The sequence below is a fragment of the Mitsuaria sp. BK041 genome, from assembly GCF_014193085.1.
GTDB lineage: Bacteria > Pseudomonadota > Gammaproteobacteria > Burkholderiales > Burkholderiaceae_C > Roseateles.
In genome coordinates, this window is sequence record NZ_JACHYT010000001.1 from 658,945 (window position 1) to 675,587 (window position 16,643).

Consider the following 16,643-nt stretch of genomic DNA (forward strand, 5'->3'; position numbering starts at 1 on the left):
GGCCACGCCGCCGCATGTCCGGAATCAGCAGCAGGGATCGCAGTGAACACCATGTCGCAGAACGTCCTCCCCGGCGCGCCGGGTCACCCGGGCGCGGCCTTCTGGGCCGCCAACCGGATCGCGCTGATCGCGCTGGCGATCGGCCTGGTCGCGCTCTACGTGCCGACGATCGTCGACTTCATGCGCGGCCCGTGGCGTGGCGACCGCAATTCCCACGGCCCGATCGTGCTGGCGCTGTCGGCCTGGTACTTCTATTTCCAGACCCGGCGCATGGCGCGCCAGGGCCAGTCCTTCCGTCCGCGGCCCGCGCCCCTGGCGGGCTGGACGCTGATCGTGCTGGGGCTGCTGGGCTACGTGCTGGGCCGCTCGCAGTCGATCGCGCTGCTGGAGATGGGCTCGCTGATGCCGGTGCTGCTGGGCCTGGCGCTGCTGCTGCTCGGGCCGACGATCGCGCGCCGCTACGGCTTCGCGTTCTTCCTGCTGCTGTTCGCGGTGCCGCTGCCGGCGTCCATCGTCGACGTCATCACCCAGCCGATGAAGCTGGCCGCGTCCTGGGGCGCGGAGTCCCTCATGTACGCGCTGGGCTACCCGATCGCCCGGGCCGGCGTGATCCTGCAGATCGGCCCGTACCAGCTGATGGTCGCGGATGCCTGCGCGGGCCTGAACTCGCTGTTCACGCTGGAGGCCCTGGGCCTGCTCTACATGAATGTCGTGCGCCATGAATCGGTGTTCCGCAACATCGCGCTGGCGCTGCTGATCGTGCCGATTTCCTACTGCTCCAACGTGATCCGCATCCTGATCCTGGCCTTGCTGACCTACCACCTGGGCGACGACGTCGGCCAGGGCTTCATGCACGAGTTCTCCGGCATGGCGCTGTTCCTGACGGCGCTGATGCTGATCGTGGGCGTGGACACCCTGCTGCGCGGCCTGTCGGCGCGCTGGGACCGCCTGCGCGGTCGGGAGGCGGCGCGATGAGCACGCCCCTGCATCCCCCCGTGCCGACGCCCCGGGGCGTGGCCCCCGGCATGCCCGACCCGGCCGACGCGCTGCCGCGCCTGTCGCGCCGCGCCTGCCTGGGCGGCGCCGCCCTGATGGGCGTGGCCGCGGCCGGCGCGTGGCTGGCCACGCCGCGGCTGCAGGCCGTGACCGGCGCGCCCAGCCTGGACGCCATCGTGCCCAAGGCCTTCGGCGACTGGCGCGTGATCGCCGATGCGACCACGCAGGTCGACGTGGCGCAAGGCGTGGAGACGGTGCTGGAGCAGCCCTATGACCAGACCGTGATGCGGACCTATGCCAACGGCCAGGGCGAGCAGGTGATGCTCGCGCTGGCCTGGGGCGAGCGCCAGCGCCAGGACGTCAAGGTGCACCGTCCCGAGGTCTGTTATCCGGCGCAGGGCTTCGCGCTGCGCCGGGTCGAGCCGGGCCCGCCGATCGCCACCGAGGGCCGCGCCAGGCCGGTGCCCACGACCGAGTTGCTGGCCGAGGCCCGCGGCGGTGGTTTCGAGGCGGTGCGCTACTGGATCCGCATCGGCGACAACTACGGGGGCGACGGGCTGGGCGCGCGCTGGTACATCCTCAACGAGGGGCTGGCCGGGCGCATTCCCGACGGCATCCTGGTGCGCGCGTCGCAGCGCCTGGCGCAGGCCTCGGCCGCCCCGGGCTCGCAGCGCCTGATGGCGCGTTTCCTGGCCGAGCTGGTCGCGGCGGTGCCGGCGCCCTCCCGCGGGATGCTGGTCCGATGAGCGCGACGAGCAGCCCGCTCAAGGGCACCCCGCGGCCGCAGGGCCTGAATCCCTACGGCAACGACCGCCCGTCGCGCTGGCCTGGCTGGCGCACCCTGTTCGCGGCGGCGGCGTTGGCCGCGGGCTGCGTGGTGATGGGGCTGGTCTGCGTCGTGATGGGCGACATGGTGGCGCAGAAGCCGGTGTTTTTCGTCGTGCTGCCGGTGGCGCTGATCGTCGCCTTCATGTTCGTGGCCAATCCGAAGGCGCTGCTGCTGACCATCCTGCTGCTGCGCGCGATCGCCAACCCGGTGCTGGAGGAGGCGCGCTTCGCCAGCTTCGGTGGACTGGGCGGCCTGGTGAACCTGGCGGTGATCCTGCTGGCGGCGGTCTTCTGGATGCGCGAGCCGCGGCGCATCCCGCGCGTGGCGTGGATGGTGTGGCTGCCCTTCATCGCGATGCAGGCGGTGGGGCTGCTCTATTCGCCGGACAAGCTGCCCGAGCTGCGGACCTTCCTCGGCACGCTGAGCACGATGGCGATGTTCGTGGTGGCCTTCTACGTCGTGGACGACTGGAGCTCGTTCGACCGCATCCTGAAGCTGGTCATCTGGTCCTCGGTGCCGGTGGCGATCTACACGCTGATCGCGATCGCGCGCGGCGACGTGCACGTCACCAACGATCCCGCGGCCATGGGCCGCTACAAGGGCCCGTTCTCCCATCCCAACATCCTGGCCTTCTACCTGGTGCTGATGCAGGGCGTGCTGCTGTACCTGTGGAAGAACGCCCGCACGCTCGCCACCACCACCACCGCCACGCGGCTGGCCATGGCGGGCTACCTGCTGGTCCTGCTGGCGCTGCTGGCGGCGACCAAGACCCGCAGCGCCTGGATGGCCGCCGGCGCGATGTTCTTCCTGTACGGGCTGCTCTTCGAGCGCCGTTTCCTGCTCTATCTGATGCTGGTGCCGCTGCTGGCGCTGCTGGTGCCCGACATCCGGGACCGCGTGCTGGACATCGGCCAGGGCAACGTGGTGGTGCAGTACGCCAAGCTGAACTCCTTCACCTGGCGTCGCGTGCTCTGGGCCGATGCCGTCAGCTGGATGGCGCCGGCCCGCTACCTGTTCGGCTACGGCTCGGGCGGCTTCTTCTTCAACTCGCCCACCTTCTTCAGCCTGAGCGGCGGCATGACCACCGGCGCGCACAGCGTCGCGGTGCAGATGCTGTTCGACGTCGGCATCGTGGGGCTGGCCACCTACTACTGGAAGTACCTGCGCGCGGCGCAGATCTTCTGGCGCTTCCGCCGCGACGATGCCTTGCTGTCGGCGATGTTCATCGCGCTGCTCATCGGCTACGTGGTGGTCTCGCTGTCGGACAACATGCTGAGCTACCTCGTCTTCAACTGGTTCTTCTGGTTCGTGATGGGCGCGGGCTGCGCCATCGTCTGCCGCGTCCGGCCCGATGTCGGGCATCGGGCGCCGCGGACACTGGGCCGGCGCGCGCGTCCCTGGTCGGTGAGGCCGGCATGAGCGCCGTCGGCACCCGGTCCGCGGTCCTGGACGGCGTGCGCGGGCTGAGCATCGCGACCGTGCTGGTCGCCCACTGGCTGCCGCTCAACGCGTTGCGGCCCCGGCTCAACGAATCGGTCGGCATGCTGGGCATGGCGCTGTTCTTCGTGCTGTCCGGCTACTTCATCGGCAGGCAGGTGCTGGTGCACGTGCACCCGCTGGAGTTCGTCGCCAAGCGGCTGCTGCGCATCCTTCCGCTGGCCTGGCTGGTGGCGGTGGTGGTCGCGGCGATCTGGCACTTCGAGCCGTCGGTGCTGGCCGCGCACCTGCTGTTCTACGCCAACCTCAGCGACGCCGGCATGCGGGTGCCGCTGGACCATTACTGGAGCCTGTGCGTGGAACTGCAGTTCTATGCGCTGGCCACCGCGCTGCTGCTGTTCCGTCCCGCCGTGGCGCGGGTGCTGGTGCCGGCGCTGCTGGTGGCGGTGACCGGTTACCGCGTGTACATGAGCGGCTACAGCGGCAGCATCACCTGGTACCGCATCGACGACATCCTGGCGGGCTTCGTGCTGGCGATCCTGCTGCACTCGCCGAGCCGGCGCGAGGCGATCGGCTTCTTCGAGCGCCCCGTCTTGCTGTGGGGCGCGGCGGCGTTGCTGTGCCTGGCCTGCTACAACGTCGACGGCAACGTCGCGTCCTTCCTGCGGCCCTATGCCGTGCTGTGCCTGACCGGGGCCCTGCTGTGCCAGCCGCGATCGGCGGCGGCGGCCTTCCTGTCCCGCCCGTTCTGGACCTACCTCGCGACGGTGTCCTTCGCGGTGTACGTGCTGCACGTGCCGCTGGAGCACACCTGGCTGGGCAGCGGCGATGTCACCGAAAAGTACCTCAAGCGACCGCTGCTGCTGGCGGCGGTCTTCCTGCTCGCGCACCTGTCGACGTTTTACTTCGAGCGACACTTTATTGCGATGGGCCACCGGCTGAGGATGTCCAATGACGCGGTTCGTAGTGTTTAAGGGTGGACGGATGACGTCGATGCTCACAATCCGTTCCGCCCGCTGGCTGCTGTCGGGCGTGTTCGCCGGCCTCGCGGCGGCGATGGGCGCGGGCGCGTGGGCGACGCCGCAGGCCACCGACAAGGCCGATGCCGCCGATCCCCAGGCCCGCGCGGTGCGTCACCTGCGCTTCGGCACCGCCGACCGGCCCTTCGCGGCGGACTCGCCCTGGAACGCGCGCCCGATCGGCGTGACGCTGGGCAGCTTCGAAATCCCGAAGGCGAAGAACTTCCCCACGATGGAAGACGGCAAGTGGTCGACCGGCGTGTTCGTGGCCGCGTCCGACGATCCGCCGGTCACCGTGCTGCCGCTGCCGGGCCGCAAGGGCATCTGGGATCCGGACGCCGAGGCGATGCGCGAGCAGATCACCATCCCGCGCTGGCCCGCCGGCGTCGTGCCCGCGAGCGCGGCCGACGGCCATGGCGACATCGTCGACCCGGTGGACCGCGTGATCCATTCCTTCAACGTGCTGCGATTCATCGACGGCCAGTGGCGCGCCGACCAGTACGCGTGGACGCGCCTGGACGGTCGCGGCTGGGGCGAGCCCGGTCACTACTTCCAGGGCGCCCGCGCCGCGGCGGTGCCGACGATGGGCGGCCTGGTGCGCGCCAAGGAGATCGACGACGGCGACGAGCTCTTCCGGCACGCGCTGGCGATGTCGCTGACGCACACCGGGCTGTCGGCCGATCCCGCCTACATCTTCCCGGCCACCTCGGCCGACACCGGCGCCAGGTCCAACACCGGCCAGATCCCGCAGGGCGCGCTGCTGATGCTGCCGCCGGACTTCGACGTCAGCCCCATCGAGGACCCGCTGCTGCGCAAGGTCGCGCGCACGCTGAAGGTCTACGGCGCCTACGTCGTCGATCGCAACGTCGAGACGCCGTTCGTGATCTACGTCGAGATGGGGGCCAACAAGTCGCCGATGAAGCGCGGCTGGCATCCCGCGTTCGCGGCCCAGCTCGACCGGGTGCGCGCTGCGCTGCGCCAGGTCACGGCCGTGGAGCGCTGGGTCGACGGCAATGGCCGGCCGATGTCGATGGAGACGCCGCAGAACCAGATGTCGCTGCGCGGGCCGTGGCGCCGCGGCGGCGCGGAAGCCACCGCGATGAAGGCAGCGGTCGCGGGTGCGGGCGCCGATCGGCCGCCGGGCGTCTTCGACACCCGCCGCCAGGCAGTCGTGTTCCCGCCCGGCGAGGGCATCGCCGTGCAGGTGAACGACAGCGGTCGCAGCCTGCAGCCGGTCACCTGGGCCAAGCCCGAGGCCGGCCGGCGCTACCGGCTGACCGTGACCGCGACCGGCGACGCGAAGCTGCAATTGCAGCTGCTCGACGCGGACCGGCGCACGACGCTCTTCGACAGCGGCGAGCTCGCCGACGGTGCGAGCAAGACCTTCGAATGGCCGCAAGGGCCGGGCGCCGTCCGGCTGACCGTGCGCAGCGGACCCGGACCGGGCGAGTCGTCGGTGGGCGGCGCGCTGGTGCCGGTCGAGGCCTCGGTCGCCCGCCGCGGGCCGGCCCGGTCCGACGGCGAGAGGAGCAGGCGATGACGTTGCGCGCGCACCGCGACCCGGACTGGGCCGCCGATGTCGCCCGCTGGGGGCTGGGCCGCATGCCGCTGCGCGAGCAGTCGATGTGGGCGCTGTGGGTCTACCGCTACGGACGTCGCGTCGATGCGGCGCCGCCCGGTTTCGCGCAGGGCCTGCACCGCCGGCTGCACCTGCTGCTGCACACCGTCGTGGAGACGCTGACCGGCATCAGCCTGCCCAAGCAGACGCGCATCGGGCCGGGGCTCCGGATCTGGCATTTCGGCGGCATCTTCGTGAACCCGGGCACCGTCATCGGTGCTGGCTGCACGCTGCGCCAGGGCGTGACCCTGGGCAACCGCGTCGACGGCGGCCCCTGCCCGGTGCTGGAGGACGGCGTGGAGCTGGGCGCCTACGCGCAGGTGCTCGGCGGTGTGCGACTGGGCGCCGGTTGCAAGGTCGGCGCGATGAGCGTCGTGCTGCAGGATGTGCCGCCGGGTGCGACCGCGGTCGGCAATCCGGCCCGCATCCTGCATCGGGGCGAGGCGCTGCGCGCCAGGAACGATGCTTGCCCTGGCGCCGGACCTGTCGGCGTCGACGCCGGCCAAGAGCAAAACAAGCATCCGGCTCCGCAGGAGCAGGAGCCAGGGAGTGTGACCCTTTGAAGATCGCCTACCTCGTCAATCACTATCCGAAGGTCAGCCACACGTTCATCCGCCGGGAGATCCTCGCGCTTGAAAAGCAGGGCCAGGACGTCCTGCGCGTGGCCGTGCGCGGCTGGGACGATCCCGCGCCCGACGCCCAGGACCAGGCCGAGAAGGCGCGCACCCATTACCTGCTGCGAGGCGGCGCGGCGGCGCTGGGCACCGCGCTCGTGCGCGAGGCGCTGCGCGCGCCCGGACGTTTCCTCGGCGCGCTCGGACTGGCGCTGCGCATGGGCCGTCGCGCCGATCGCCCCTGGCCGCTGCATCTGGTCTACCTGGCCGAGGCCTGCGTCGCGCTGCGCCTGATGCGCGATGCCGGCGTCACGCATGTGCATGCGCATTTCGGCACCAACTCGACCGAGGTCGCGATGCTGCTGCATGCGCTCGGCGGGCCGGGCTACAGCTTCACCGTCCATGGCCCGGAGGAATTCGACAAACCCGAATTCCTCCACCTGGGCGAGAAGATCCGCCGCGCGCGTTTCGTCGTTGCCATCACGTCCTTCTGCCGTAGCCAGCTGTTCCGGTGGGTGGAGCGTGCGCACTGGGCCAAGGTGCAGGTCGTGCATTGCGGGCTGGAGCCCGGCTTCCACGCCGGTGCGGACGCGCCGCCCAGCGGTCGCCGGCTGGTGGCCGTCGGACGCCTTGCCGAGCAGAAGGGCCACCTGCTCCTGATCGAGGCCGCCGCGCTGCTGGCGCGCGAGCGCCCCGACTTCGAGCTGGTGCTGGCCGGCGACGGCGAGTTGCGCGCGGCCATCGAGACCCGCATCGCCGAGCTGGGCCTGCAGCGCACGGTGCGCATCACCGGCTGGATCGGCAGCGACCAGGTCCGCGCCGAGCTGATGGCCGCGCGCGCGCTGGTGCTGGCGAGCTTCGCCGAGGGCCTGCCCGTCGTGGCGATGGAGGCGATGGCGCTGGGCCGTCCGGTCGTGAGCACGTCCATCGCCGGCATCCCCGAGTTGATCGTGCCGGGCACGCATGGCTGGCTGGTGCCCGCGGGCGACGCGCCGGCGCTGGCCGAGGCGATGCGCGAGTGCCTGGACTGCGACGACGCACGCCTGCGCCAGATGGCCGAGGCCGCGCGCACCCGCGTGCTCGCCCGCCACGACGTGGACACCGAGGCCTCGCGCCTGCTCCGTCTCTTCAGCGAGTACGCCCATGCTTGACACCGTCCTGGCCGTCGTCAACGGGCTGCTGCTGGCCGGCACCGCGCTGCTGGTACTGCCCGCGCTGCTGCTGCTGGTGCAGATCGTGCTGGCGTTGCGGCAGCCGCCGCCCTTGCCCGCACAGCCGCGGCCCGCGCGCATCGCTGTGCTGATTCCCGCCCACAACGAGGGCCACGGCGTGCGCGCGACCATCATGCAGACGCTGTCGCAACTGGGGCCCGATGACCGCGTGCTGGTGGTGGCGGACAACTGCAGCGACGACACCGCCGCGCAGGCGCGGCTGGTGGGCGCCGAGGTCGTCGAGCGCCACGATGCGGAGCGCCGCGGCAAGGGCTACGCGCTGGACTTCGGCGTGCGACACCTGGAGATGCTGGCACAGCACGAGGGCCATGCGCCGGACGTCGTCCTGGTGCTGGACGCGGACTGCGTGCTGTCGCCGGGGTTGATCCCGCGCGTGGCCGGGCTGGCGCAGGCGCATGGCCGGCCGGTGCAGGCGAGCTACCTGATGCACGCCCCCACGCCCGGCCTGAAGGCGCGGGTGGCGGAATTCGCGATGCGGGTGAAGAACCTGGCACGCTCGCGCGGCATGTTCCGGCTGGGACTGCCCTGCCAGCTGCTGGGCACGGGCATGGCTTTTCCCTGGGCGGTGGCGCTGCGCGCGCCGCTGGCCAGCGGCCATCTGGCCGAGGACATGCAGCTGGGCGTGCGGCTGGCCCGCGACGGCACACCGCCGCTGTTCTGCGAGGACGTGCTGGTGACCAGCGTCTTCGCCGCCAGCCAGGAAGGCGAGCGCAGCCAGCGCACGCGCTGGGAGCACGGCCATCTCTCGCTGCTGGTGGGCGAGGGCCCGAAGCTGCTATGGGAGGCGCTGCGCCGCGGCCGCTTCGCGCAGGCGATGCTGGTGATGGACATGCTGGTGCCGCCGCTAGCCCTGCTGGCCGGGCTGCTGGTCGTGGCCACGCTGGCGCAGGCGATCTGGGCGCTGCTGACCGGCTGGGCGGCGGGGCTGGTCGTCGCGCTGCTGGGCGTGGCGGCGCTGCTGGTCGCGATCGTCGCGGCGCGCCATCGCTTCGCCGCCGAGCTGATCGGACTGGGCGAGCTGCTGAAGGCGCCGGTCTACGTGCTGGCCAAGCTGCCCATCTACCTGAGCTTCGTCGTGCGCCGCCAGACCGAATGGGTGCGCACCAAGCGCGATCACTGAGACGCAGCCCCGCACCATGACGGATCTCCACAGTTCCACCTCCCGCGCCGCCACCCCGGTCGGTCCGACCTGGATCGACCGCTGGCGCGCGATCCTGGGTGCGCTCACGGTCGTGGCGGATGAACGCGGCGTCGAGGACGAGCTGCTGCGGGCCATGACCGCCGGCGGCCCGGGCGGTGTCGACCGCCCGCGCGTGGTCGCCTTCGTCAACGCGCATGCGATGAACTCGGCGGTGACCGACGCCGGTTTCGCCGATGCCGTGGCGCAGGCCGACTGGGTGCTGCGCGACGGCTCGGGCATGCGCATGCTGATGGACCGGCTGGGCCGCGCGCCCGGCTTGAACCTCAACGGCACCGACCTGATCCCGCGCATCGTCGCGCGTCACGCCGGCCGGCGCATCCTGGTGCTGGGCACGCGCGATCCGCAGCTGTCCGTGGCGGCCGCGCGGATCCGCGACGAGCTCGCGCCCGGCGCCGTGGTCGAGGCACTGGACGGGTTCCAGGCGCCGGAGGCCTACGTCGCGCTGGCCCGCGCCTTCGCACCCGACCTGGTCGTGCTGGGCATGGGCATGCCCAAGCAGGAGCAGGTCGCGCAGCAGCTCCGCCGCGCGCTGGCGCACCCCTGCGTGATCGTGTGCGGCGGCGCCATCCTCGACTTCCTGGGCGGTGGCGCGACGCGCGCGCCGGCCTGGATGCGTCGCCTGGGCATCGAGTGGCTGTACCGCCTGGCGCGCGAGCCGCGCCGGCTGTTCAAGCGCTACGTGCTCGGCAATCCCCTGTTCCTGTCAAGGGCCCGGCGTTATGCCGCGGCCGTCGGCCGGCGGCGCTCGTCAGCCTGACATGCCAGCGATGCCCCTCGCCCGTTCCGGAGGAAATTCCCATGTCCCAGCCTGAGCCGATCGTCCACGCCAATCCCCGCCAGCAGCACGTCATCGCCATCGACCTGGTGCGCTTCCTGGCCGCCGTGCTGGTGCTGTTCTCGCACCTGGCCTTCAGCATCGGCGACCGCCCCGACAGCCGGCCCTACGAGCTCAGCGGCGGCACCTTCGCGCAGCCGCTGATCCCGTGGTTGTCCTTCTACGGCTGGATCGGCGTGCAGGTGTTCTTCGTGATCTCGGGCATCGTGATCGCGTACTCGGCGCGCGGCGCGACGCCCTATGCCTTCCTGCGCAGCCGCGTGGTGCGCCTGGTGCCGGCGGCCTGGGTGTGCTCGACGCTGACGCTGGGGGTGCTGGCCTGGCACTACGGCGGCTTCACCACCGACCTGATGCGGGGTTATCGCCACAGCATGCTGTTCATGCCCTGGTACCCGTGGATCGACAACGTCTTCTGGACGCTGGGCGTGGAGATCTTCTTCTACGCGTCGGTGGGCGTGCTGATCTGGCGCGGCAAGGAGCGCGCCATCGGCCGGCTGGCCGCGGCGCTGGCCTGGATCTGCCTGGCCTACTGGGCGGCCTACACGCTGGGCCAGACCGGCGCGGTGCCGGCGCTGGCGGTGCTGCACAAGACGCTGCCCTACCTGGTGGAGCGCGTGCTGGAACTGCTGCTGGTCAAGCACGGCGCGTTCTTCGCCGCCGGCATCTTCATCTGGGCCGTGCTGATCGACGGCCAGAAGCGACCGTCCTGGGCGACCCTGGCCGCGACGCTGGCGGCCTGCGTGGTCCAGATCTTCTGGACCAACGTCGATGCCAACGGCCCGCGCACCAACCCCTGGTGGCCCGCGCTGGCGATCTGGCTGGTCAGCCTGGCCGTGATCTTGCTTGGCATCCGGCACAACGCGGCGTGGCGCTCGAGCAAGTCGCTGGTGAGCCTGCTGCGCGTGCTGGGCCTGATGACCTACCCGCTGTACCTGGTGCACCAGAACATCGGCGCGGTCGCGATGGGGCAGCTGCGCCGCGTGGGCGTGGAGCCCGCGATGGCGCTGGTGATCGCCTCGCTGGCGGTACTGCTGCTGAGCTGGCTGGTGGTGACCTATGCCGAGCCGGTGGTCAAGCGCTGGGTGGGTGGCGTGATGGACCTGGTCCGCCTGCGCCTGACGGGGGCGCGGGCGGCGGCGACGCCCCGCTCCAAGGGTTGATTCGAGGAGGGGTACTGGGTTCATGGACATCGATCTGCTGATCTCGAAGATTCACCGCAAGCTGGTCTACAAGCTCGCGCCGCGGCTGGTGCCGGGGCAGGTGCGCGCGCTGCAGCGGCTCAACGAGACCGCCACCGAGCCGGTCGTCGCGCCGGGCGGCCCGGTCGTGTCGCTCACGACCTACGGCCCGCGCATCGACACCGTCCACCTGACGATCGAGAGCATCGGCCGCGGCCGGCTCAAGCCCTCGCGGCTGATCCTGTGGCTGGACGACGCGGCGCGCTTCAAGGACCTGCCGGAGGGACTGCGACGGCTGAAGGCGCGTGGGCTGGAGGTGCACCTCACCGACAACCTCGGTCCGCACACGAAGTACTACCCCTACGTGGCCTCGCAGGCGCATCACGAAGTGCCGCTGGTCACCGCCGACGACGACATCGTCTATCCGCGCTGGTGGCTGCGTCGCCTGTGGGAGGCCTACCGCGCCGCGCCGGACCAGATCAGCTGCTACCGCGCCCACGTGGTGGCGCTGCAGGACCCGGACGGGACCGCCATCCGCCCATACCGGGAATGGCCGCCGTGCGGCAGCCGGGAGCCGCGCTGGCGCCATTTCGCCACCGGCGTGTCGGGGGTGATCTATCCGCCGCAGTTCCTGGACTTCATGCACGCGCAGGGCGATGCGTTCAAGGCCTGCTGCCCCAAGGCGGACGACATCTGGCTGCACGCGATGGCGCTGCGCGCGGGACTGCGGGTGCGCCAGCTCGGCCGGCTGCCGCGCTACTTCGAGGGGCTGCCCGGCACGCACGACCAGGGGCTGGTGCACTTCAACAGCTTCAACGGCGGCAACGACCGTCAGGTCGCCGCGACCTATGTCGCGGACGACCTGCGCAAGATGGCGCAGGAGCCGGCCTGAGCCGGCCCGCGTCCAGAGATCCGGAACGCGCGCGTGTCCATCCTGCACAACATCAAATGGGCGGCCTTCTCGCAGCTGGCCCGCATCGGCTCGCAGATCGCCAGCGTGACGCTGCTGGCGCGGCTGCTGTCGCCGTCGGACTACGGGTTGCTGGCGATCGCGGCGATCTTCACCAACTTCGCGATGCTGTTCCGCGACTTCGGCACCGGCTCGGCGCTGATCCAGCGCGAGACGCTGACCGAGGGCCTCAAGGCCTCGGTGTTCTGGCTCAACATGGCGCTGGGCGGCCTGATCTGCCTGACGCTGATGGCGGCGTCGCCCGCCGTGGCGCATTTCTACGACGCCCCGACGCTGGTGCCGGTGCTGTGCCTGATGGCGCTGTCCTTCCCGGTGGCATGCAGCAGCATCGTCCACCAGTCGCTGCTGGAGCGGGCGTCGCAGTTCAAGCGCATCGCCGCGGTGGAGAGCGTCGCCGTGGTGCTGGCGCTGCTGGCCGCGGTCGGCGCCGCGCTGGCCGGCTGGGGCGTGTACGCGCTGGTGGCGCAGACCCTGGTGGCCGCGACGGTGCAGGGCGCGATGCTGTGGGCGATGTCGGACTGGCGGCCCGCGCCGCGCCCGCGCTGGGACGGGCTGCGGGAGATCTCGGGCTACAGCGGCAACGTGTCCGCGTTCCAGTTCGTCAACTACTTCGCCCGCAACGCCGACAGCTTCATCATCGGCAAGGTGCTGGGCTCGGCGGTGCTGGGCCTGTACAGCGTGGCCTACCGGCTGATGCTGTTCCCGGTGCAGAACATCAGCCACGTGGTGGCCCGCGCGGTGTTCCCGCTGCTGACGCAGGCGCACCAGCAGGGCGGTCGCGCGCAGATGGCCGAGGTGTACCTGCGCTCGCTGGGCGTGATCACCTTCGGCACCGCGCCGGTGATGGCCGCGCTCTGGTTCTTCCGCGAGCCGACGGTGGCCGTGGTCTTCGGCGCGAAGTGGGCGGGCGCCGAGGTGCTGCTCGCATGGTTGGCGCCCACCGGCTTCATCCAGTCGGTGCTGAGCACCTCGGGCAGCGCCTTCCTGGCCACCGGCCAGGCCGGGCTGATGCTGCGCTATGGCGTGATCGGCTCGGTGCTGCAGGTCGCGTCCTTCGCCGCGGGCATCCATTTCGGCGTGGTGGGGCTGACGCAGGCCTACCTGATCGCCACCGTGCTCAACCTGCTGCTGACGATGGCCGCGGTGCTGCGCCTGCTCGAGACCGGCCCGGCGCCGCTGCTGCGGGCGATCGGCTACCAGGTGCTCGCGGCGCTGGCCGCCGGCGTGCTGGTCTGGGGCGGCGACCGCTGGATCTTCGGCCACGCGGCGGCCGTGGGCCGGACCGGCCTGTGGCGCCTGGCCGCGCAGTACGCGCTCTTCGCCGCCTGCTACCTCGGCCTGATGGCCGTCCTCGCGCCGCAGAAGATGGCCTCGGTCAAGGCCATGTTCCGCGGCAAGCTGTCCCGTGCATCCTGAGGCGTCCCCGATGACTTCCCCTGTTCCCGCCACTGCCGACCCGCTCGACGAATCCCGGGCCACCGCCTCGGCCGCCGATGGCGCCATCCTGATGGTGTGCTTCACCTTCCCGCCCGAATTCGGTGGCGCGATCGTGCAGGCGCTGCGCCTGGGCGCCGAACTCCAGACGCGCGGCTGCGAGGTCGCCTTCCTGGCCGACAACGGCGACGGCGCCGATGCCGACCTGCGGCACGAGTCCTTCGACCTCTATCGGCGCCGCACCTTCACCGCGGCGCGCTCCAACCTGCGCAAGCTGATCTGGACGCTGCGCATCGTGCTGTTCGCGCTGGCGCACCCCAAGTTCCGCGTCTTCCATTTCCACTCGGTGCAGGGGCCCGAACTGCTGGCCATGCCGGTGCTGAAGTGGCTGGGTCGCAAGACCATCGTCAAGCTGACGCTGGCCGAGTCCGACGACCCCGCCACGCTGACGCGGCGCCGGCTGATGGGCAAGCTGTACCGCGCCTGCCTGGGCTCGGTGCACCGCTACATCGCGATCTCGCCCAGCCTCAAGCGCATGGCCTGCAGCGTGGGCGTGGCGCCCAAGCGGGTGCTGCTGGTGGCCAACGGCGTGGAGACCGCGCGCTATTACCTGCCCATGCCCGACGAGATCGCGCGCGCGCGCGCCGCGCTGGACATTCCCGAGGGCGTGCCGGTGATGGCGAGCATCGGCGCGGTCGAGCACCGCAAGGGCTACGACCTGCTGATCGCCGCCTTCGAGACCATCCGGCGCGAGCGGCCCGACGCGGTCCTGCTGATCATCGGGCCGGGCAACGAGGACACCAACCCCTTCCACGTCCAGCTGCAGCAGTACATGGCCGAGCGCGGCATCGGCGGCGTGCGTTTCCTGGGGCGGCGCGAGGACATCCACGAGATCCTGCGCGCGGTCGACCTGTTCGCGTTCTGCTCGCGCCAGGAGGGCTTCGGCACCGCCATCGTCGAGGCGATGTGCGCGGGGCTGGCCGTGGCGGTGATGGACATCCCGGAGATCACCGGCTGGATCGTCGGCGAGCGCCCGGACGCGGTGAACACGCCGTCGCGCGATCCGCAGGAGTTCGCGCGGCTGTGCCTGCAGCTGCTGGCGCAGCGCACGCCGGCCTCGTCGGCCGCCCTGGCGGAAAGCGCCGCGCGCGACTTCGGCATGGCCGCCATCGGCAACACCTACGAGGCCCTGTATGCGGAACTGCGCGGGCACTGAAACGATCAACACGGAGCACCCTCGATGAGCGCGGTCACCTTCCGCATCCAGCCCACCGGCAACCTGGGCAACCAGATGATGCAGCTGATGCTCGGGCATTCGCTGCGCTCGCGGATCCCGGAGCTCGACATCGTCGGCTACGACATGCCGCTGTGGTCGCTCAAGGGCGGCGAGGAACCGGCGCCGCGCGCCAAGCCGGTGGAACTGCGCGGCCATCTGATCGACATCGACGGCGTGGCGTCGCTGGTCAAGGCCGGGCTGCTGCGCGACATGAAGCTGGTGGGCATCGGCTCGCGCATGGCCAACTACCTGCCGCCCTCGGCCTACCAGGCGCTGTTCCCGGCGGGCCGGGCCGAGGTCGAGCGTCACGGCGACGACGAGCTGCTCATCAGCGTGCGGGGCGCCGAGATCCTCGGCCAGTGCCACCCCGACTACGGCCCGGTGCCGCCGGCCTATTACCGGCAACTGGCCCGCGAGACCGGCTTGCGTCCGGTGCTGTTCGGCCAGATCGAGGACGACTGGTACTCGCGCCTGCTGATGGAGGCGATGCCCGATGCGCGCGTCGTGCGCAGCCAGGGCGTGCTGGCGGACTTCGAGCGCCTGCGCAGCGCGCGGCACGTCGTCACCAGCGTGAGTTCCTTCGCCTGGCTGGCGACGTGGCTGTCGGACGCGCAGACCATCCACGTGCCGGTGCTGGGCCTGCTCAACCCGGCGCAGCGGCCCGATGTCGACCTGCTGCCGCTGGATGACCCGCGCTATCGCTTCTACCGCTTCCCGGTGCGGCTGTGGAATGGGCAGCAGGAGGACGTCGACGGCCTGAGCCGCGAGGCGCATTACCCGCTGATGACGCGCGACGAGGTCGCCGCGCTGCTGCGCCAGGCGGCCTCGCGCACCCGCGCCGAGCGCCTGGAGGTGGCGGCCAAGACGATGGTCAAGGGCCTGCTGGGACGGTTGCGCGGATGACACCCCCCATGAGCAAGGGACCGGCGTCCGCCCGGCGTGATCCGTCATGGAGAATGGCCGGCATTGCGTTCATCGATTCGCGGGAGTGCGCTTGAAGATCCTCGTCACCGGCGCCGCCGGCTTCATCGGCATGCATGTCAGCCAGATCCTGCTGGCGCGGGGCGACCAGGTGGTCGGCCTGGACAACCTCAACGACTACTACGATCCGCGGCTCAAGCACGACCGGCTGGCGCGCCTGAACGGCCGCCCCGGCTTCGAGTTCGTGCACATGGACGTGGCGGACCGCCAGGGCATCGCGGATCTTTTCGCCAAGCATCGCTTCGATCGCGTCGTGCACTTGGCGGCGCAGGCCGGCGTGCGTTATTCGCTGGTGAACCCGCATGCCTACATCGACGCCAACATCGTCGGCTTCACCAACATCCTCGAGGGCTGCCGCCACACCGGCGTGCAGCACCTGGCCTACGCGTCCAGCTCCAGCGTCTATGGCGGCAACACGCTGATGCCCTTCAGCGAGCACCACGGCGTGGACCACCCGGTCAGCCTGTATGCCGCGACCAAGAAGGCCAACGAGCTGATGGCGCACACCTACAGCCATCTGTTCAACCTGCCCACGACGGGGCTGCGCTTCTTCACCGTGTACGGCCCCTGGGGCCGGCCCGACATGGCGCTGTTCCTGTTCACCAAGGCCATCCTCGCGAACGAGCCGATCAAGGTCTTCAACCACGGGAAGATGATCCGCGACTTCACCTACATCGACGACATCGCCGAAGGCGTGGTGCGGGTGCTCGACCGCAGCGCCACGCCCGACCCGGCCTACGACCCGGTGAAGGCGGATCCGGCGCGCTCCAACGCGCCTTACCGCGTGTTCAACATCGGCAACCACGCGCCGATCCCGCTGATGGACTTCATCGCGGCGATCGAGCAGGCGGTGGGCCGCGAGGCGATCAAGGAGTTCCTGCCGCTGCAGGATGGCGACGTCCCGGCCACCCACGCGGACGTCGAGGAACTGGCCGAATGGACCGGTTTCCGCCCGGCGATGCCGGTGCCCGAGGGCATCCGGCGTTTCGTCGCCTGGTACCGCGACTACTTCAAGCAATGAGA

At 70.9% G+C, this 16,643-nt stretch carries 15 protein-coding genes; all 15 read left to right on the forward strand.

From position 1 onward, the window contains the following. Positions 1–51 precede the first annotated feature (51 nt). The 15 genes from xrtB to FHT38_RS02920 all read left to right on the forward strand — a co-directional run bounded on the left by xrtB (position 52) and on the right by FHT38_RS02920 (position 16,641). Entirely contained in the window at positions 52–975 is a 924-nt protein-coding gene (gene xrtB / locus FHT38_RS02850) for an exosortase B (RefSeq protein WP_183485287.1), read from the forward strand. Continuing rightward, positions 972–1,742, forward strand: coding sequence for an exosortase C-terminal domain/associated protein EpsI (locus FHT38_RS02855; protein WP_183489701.1), 771 nt, complete (start codon positions 972–974; stop codon positions 1,740–1,742). The genes xrtB and FHT38_RS02855 overlap by 4 nt, the downstream gene beginning before the upstream one ends. Continuing rightward, positions 1,739–3,244, forward strand: a complete 1,506-nt coding sequence (locus tag FHT38_RS02860) for an O-antigen ligase (protein ID WP_183489704.1) — start codon at positions 1,739–1,741, stop codon at positions 3,242–3,244. The genes FHT38_RS02855 and FHT38_RS02860 overlap by 4 nt, the downstream gene beginning before the upstream one ends. Beyond that, positions 3,241–4,236, forward strand: coding sequence for an acyltransferase (locus FHT38_RS02865; RefSeq protein WP_183489707.1), 996 nt, complete (start codon positions 3,241–3,243; stop codon positions 4,234–4,236). Before FHT38_RS02860 ends, FHT38_RS02865 begins: the two co-directional genes overlap by 4 nt. A 19-nt stretch (positions 4,237–4,255) precedes the next feature. Then, on the forward strand, positions 4,256–5,821 hold the full coding sequence (locus FHT38_RS02870) for an Atrophin-1 multi-domain protein (RefSeq protein ID WP_183489710.1): 1,566 nt from the start codon (positions 4,256–4,258) through the stop codon (positions 5,819–5,821). Beyond that, positions 5,818–6,462, forward strand: a complete 645-nt coding sequence (locus FHT38_RS02875) for a serine acetyltransferase (protein ID WP_091721529.1) — start codon at positions 5,818–5,820, stop codon at positions 6,460–6,462. The genes FHT38_RS02870 and FHT38_RS02875 overlap by 4 nt, the downstream gene beginning before the upstream one ends. Beyond that, the gene (locus FHT38_RS02880; RefSeq protein ID WP_183485304.1) at positions 6,459–7,664 is read left to right on the forward strand and encodes a glycosyltransferase; all 1,206 of its coding nucleotides are present in this window, start codon (positions 6,459–6,461) and stop codon (positions 7,662–7,664) included. Before FHT38_RS02875 ends, FHT38_RS02880 begins: the two co-directional genes overlap by 4 nt. Then, positions 7,657–8,865, forward strand: a complete 1,209-nt coding sequence (locus FHT38_RS02885; RefSeq protein ID WP_183489713.1) for a glycosyltransferase family 2 protein — start codon at positions 7,657–7,659, stop codon at positions 8,863–8,865. Before FHT38_RS02880 ends, FHT38_RS02885 begins: the two co-directional genes overlap by 8 nt. A 16-nt stretch (positions 8,866–8,881) precedes the next feature. Next, positions 8,882–9,703: a WecB/TagA/CpsF family glycosyltransferase gene (locus FHT38_RS02890; protein ID WP_183485311.1), complete on the forward strand. Its 822-nt coding sequence runs from the start codon at positions 8,882–8,884 to the stop codon at positions 9,701–9,703. 41 nt (positions 9,704–9,744) lie between these two features. After that, entirely contained in the window at positions 9,745–10,941 is a 1,197-nt protein-coding gene (locus FHT38_RS02895) for an acyltransferase (protein ID WP_183489716.1), read from the forward strand. 22 nt (positions 10,942–10,963) lie between these two features. After that, entirely contained in the window at positions 10,964–11,851 is an 888-nt protein-coding gene (locus tag FHT38_RS02900) for a hypothetical protein (protein ID WP_091721548.1), read from the forward strand. Between the two features lie 33 nt (positions 11,852–11,884). Continuing rightward, complete coding sequence (locus FHT38_RS02905) at positions 11,885–13,345, forward strand: lipopolysaccharide biosynthesis protein (protein ID WP_183485317.1); 1,461 nt, start codon at positions 11,885–11,887, stop codon at positions 13,343–13,345. Positions 13,346–13,355: 10 nt separating this feature from the next. Continuing rightward, complete coding sequence (locus tag FHT38_RS02910; protein WP_183489719.1) at positions 13,356–14,579, forward strand: glycosyltransferase family 4 protein; 1,224 nt, start codon at positions 13,356–13,358, stop codon at positions 14,577–14,579. 24 nt (positions 14,580–14,603) lie between these two features. Next, positions 14,604–15,542, forward strand: coding sequence for a hypothetical protein (locus FHT38_RS02915; protein ID WP_183489722.1), 939 nt, complete (start codon positions 14,604–14,606; stop codon positions 15,540–15,542). Positions 15,543–15,633: 91 nt separating this feature from the next. Next, entirely contained in the window at positions 15,634–16,641 is a 1,008-nt protein-coding gene (locus FHT38_RS02920) for an NAD-dependent epimerase (RefSeq protein ID WP_310737341.1), read from the forward strand. The last annotated feature ends 2 nt before the right edge of the window (positions 16,642–16,643 follow it).